The organism is Aureimonas ureilytica, from assembly GCF_001475935.1.
Classification (GTDB): Bacteria; Pseudomonadota; Alphaproteobacteria; order Rhizobiales; family Rhizobiaceae; genus Aureimonas; species Aureimonas ureilytica_A.
The window spans coordinates 1-2,662 of sequence record NZ_LDQA01000117.1 but is presented as its reverse complement, the minus strand read 5'-3'; the positions used below and the strand labels follow the sequence as shown (position 1 = coordinate 2,662).

Sequence of the window (2,662 nt, the reverse complement as noted above, 5' to 3'; positions counted from 1 at the left end):
GCTCCGTTGCGGCGATAAAGCTCGATCAGCGTGATGGCGGAAATATCGCTTCGCTCCGGCACGGGGGCAAAGCGATAGGCGGCGATTTCGACCTCGATCGGCAGCGTGTCGGACAATGTGCCGTTCGGCGCGGCGGAATTGTCCACCGCCGCGCAGACGGCGATCCGCTCGATGGCCTCCGGCACTCGGGATAGATCCAAGGACAGGACCGCCCGACGCGTGTCCGAAACCTGCAAACGGACCGAACGGGAGGGGTTTGCGGTCTGACCGTAGAAGACCATGTCCTCGTCGCCGCGCACCTTGCCTGAGCCATCCAGGAGATAGGCCGAGACATCGACGACGCTTCGCCCGCCGAAGCTCACCACCATCTCGGCATCCTGTTGCGTCAGAGGCGCATTCTGGCCGGGGAGAAGGATCGTCATGATGTCACTCGTGAAAGGAGAAGACGCGCGGCCAAAAGGAGGATCAGGGCGGACCGATGATCGAAAACGCCCCTCCGTCGGGCGGAGAAGGAGCCGCCTATTCGCGAAGCTGCGCTGCCGCGACCGGCAGAAGAGCGTCGAAGGTCCGCCCGGTGCCTGGCGCGCCGACCGCTCGGAAAGACCAGGAGAAACCGATCTTCTTCATCACGGCCATCAGCACGCCCTGATGCGCGCCCTGTTCGGACAGGGCGAAGTTGCACAATTCCTGACCGCCGCCCGCTTCGTCCAGGAGACGGCATCGGCAATTGGCGACTTTCTCGAAAGTCTCGCCCGTGAAGGAATTCACCGTGAAGGCTAGTCCGTCCACCTCGGTCGGAAGGCGCGCGAGGTCCACGGTGATGGACTCGTCGTCTCCCTCGCCGTCACCCGTTCGATTGTCGCCGGAATGGGTCACCGATCCGTCGCGGGACGCCAATTGCTTGAACCAGACCGTATCGATCGGCCTGTCGCCCGAAAAGAGGATGCAGGACGCATCCATGTCCACAGCTTTGCCCCGCGAAAACCAGCCGCCCTTGGCGGGATCCCAACCCAGACCCATTCGCACCCGCGTCAGACCGCCGGGTTTATCGAGCGACAGACGCTCGCCCTTCTTCAAAGAAATGCTCATGACACCCCAGATCATTTTCGCAGGGATCTTGTATACCGCCACTCATGCAATTTATAGGGATGATCGATCACGTTTAAATGTTCATCTGAAAGATAAAATATCCTATATCGATGGTAGTTAGACTCTAGCGATATGAATTAGAATTGTATTTGTAAGGTGGTAATATTATTTCAATGCGATAAACGCATCGGATTATCGGGATTGCGTAGAATCTACCCGATTGGTGACGCGCTTATACAGTATGTCGTCAGGTCAGTTCCATGCCCACCTGGCGGAGCTGTAACGATGCCCGATGCGTTTGATGAAGCCGACTATGGAATCGCGCTCAACCCACGCGCTCGAAGATACAACTGAGGCGAGCTTAGCAAAAATCGGCCCCGCCGCAACACCTGAGGTTCGATCCGGGAAGGTCTCGTCGAAAAGCCGCCCCTCGCGGGGCAAGGGACGGCTTCCGCAACAGGGCAGGGCGCTTCAGCGCGATTGGTCGAGAACGAAGATCGTCGGCTGGTCCGGGTTCAGCATGTCTTTCGTGAGTTCCAGGCTGGTGGTGCCGACGCGGCGCAGACGCTCGGGCGCGAAGCGCTCGGTGAACCGCTCCACGGGCTCGATGGCGAGCACCCCTTTGCCGCTGTGATAGTGCATCGGAATGATCGCGCCCGGCCGGATGCGCGCGATGGCGGCGTCGAGATCGTCGAGGGCGATGGTCGCGTGCTCTCCGGTCAGCGCCAGAAGAAGATCGACCTGGCCGGCGAGCGCGTCCAGATGCTCGGGCGCGACGGGATTGCCGATGTCGCCCATATGCAGAACGCGGATACCGCCCAGCTCGAAGAGATAGAGCGCGTTGGCGTCCGGGTCGCGGCCGAAGGCCGACTGGTAGTCGAAGGTCAGGCTTTCATAGGCCGGGAAAGGGCGGACGGGCACGCCCTTCACGACCGTACCCTCGGGCGGGAGTTCCAGTGTATTGACGATTGTGGGATCGCCGCCAACATGGCTTGGGTCGGAATGGAAATCGTCCGTCGCCGAACTCATGAGCACGATGTCGGCCGGCTCTGCTATCGGATCGAAGCCGCTGCGGGCCGGGGTATAGGGATCGGTGACGACGGCGAGCCCGTCCGCTTCCAGCCGGAAGCTCGCATGGGCGTAAAAGGTGATCTTCAACGAGGCCTCCTCCCTTCGCCGCTCAACCGACCTTCTCGCCCTCGAACAACTCCCAGCTTTCGGCGAGATCCCCCTGCTTGGCGCCGAAGCCCGTGATGTGGGGCGTCTTCATATGGTCGTTCCAGAGTTCGCGGCTTTCCCAGTTCTCGTAGAAATAGAAGAGGCCGGGGTCCTGGTGCGAGCGGTGCATGTCGTACTGGATGCAACCTTTTTCGGCGCGCGTGGGGGCGAGAAGGGCGCTCAGTTCACGCTCCAGATCGGCTTCGTGGCCCGGCTTGGCCTTCAGGCGGGCGATGATGGTCAGAACGCTCATGGCAGACACTCCCGTTGCATGTCGTCGGTCAACGACCCGGCGAAGATAAGCCGCCCGCGCCGGGGCGCAACGGCTGGCGGGGAATTGATGGCCCGCCAAGCA

Annotated in this window: 4 protein-coding genes; all 4 read right to left on the bottom strand. The window is 61.3% G+C overall.

From position 1 onward, the window contains the following. On the bottom strand, nt 1-422 hold a 422-nt coding region (locus tag NS365_RS22885; RefSeq protein ID WP_193753525.1), incomplete at its 3' end, for a TerD family protein. A 97-nt stretch (nt 423-519) separates the two neighbouring features. Next, the gene (locus NS365_RS22880) at nt 520-1,089 is read right to left on the bottom strand and encodes a TerD family protein (RefSeq protein WP_058602592.1); all 570 of its coding nucleotides are present in this window, start codon (nt 1,087-1,089) and stop codon (nt 520-522) included. A 471-nt stretch (nt 1,090-1,560) separates the two neighbouring features. Next, nucleotides 1,561-2,247 carry an MBL fold metallo-hydrolase gene (locus NS365_RS22875; protein ID WP_058602591.1) on the bottom strand — a complete coding sequence of 229 codons (687 nt, stop codon included), beginning with the start codon at nt 2,245-2,247 and terminating at the stop codon, nt 1,561-1,563. Between the two features lie 22 nt (nt 2,248-2,269). Next, on the bottom strand, nt 2,270-2,560 hold the full coding sequence (locus tag NS365_RS22870; RefSeq protein WP_058602590.1) for a putative quinol monooxygenase: 291 nt from the start codon (nt 2,558-2,560) through the stop codon (nt 2,270-2,272). Between the last annotated feature and the right edge of the window lie 102 nt (nt 2,561-2,662).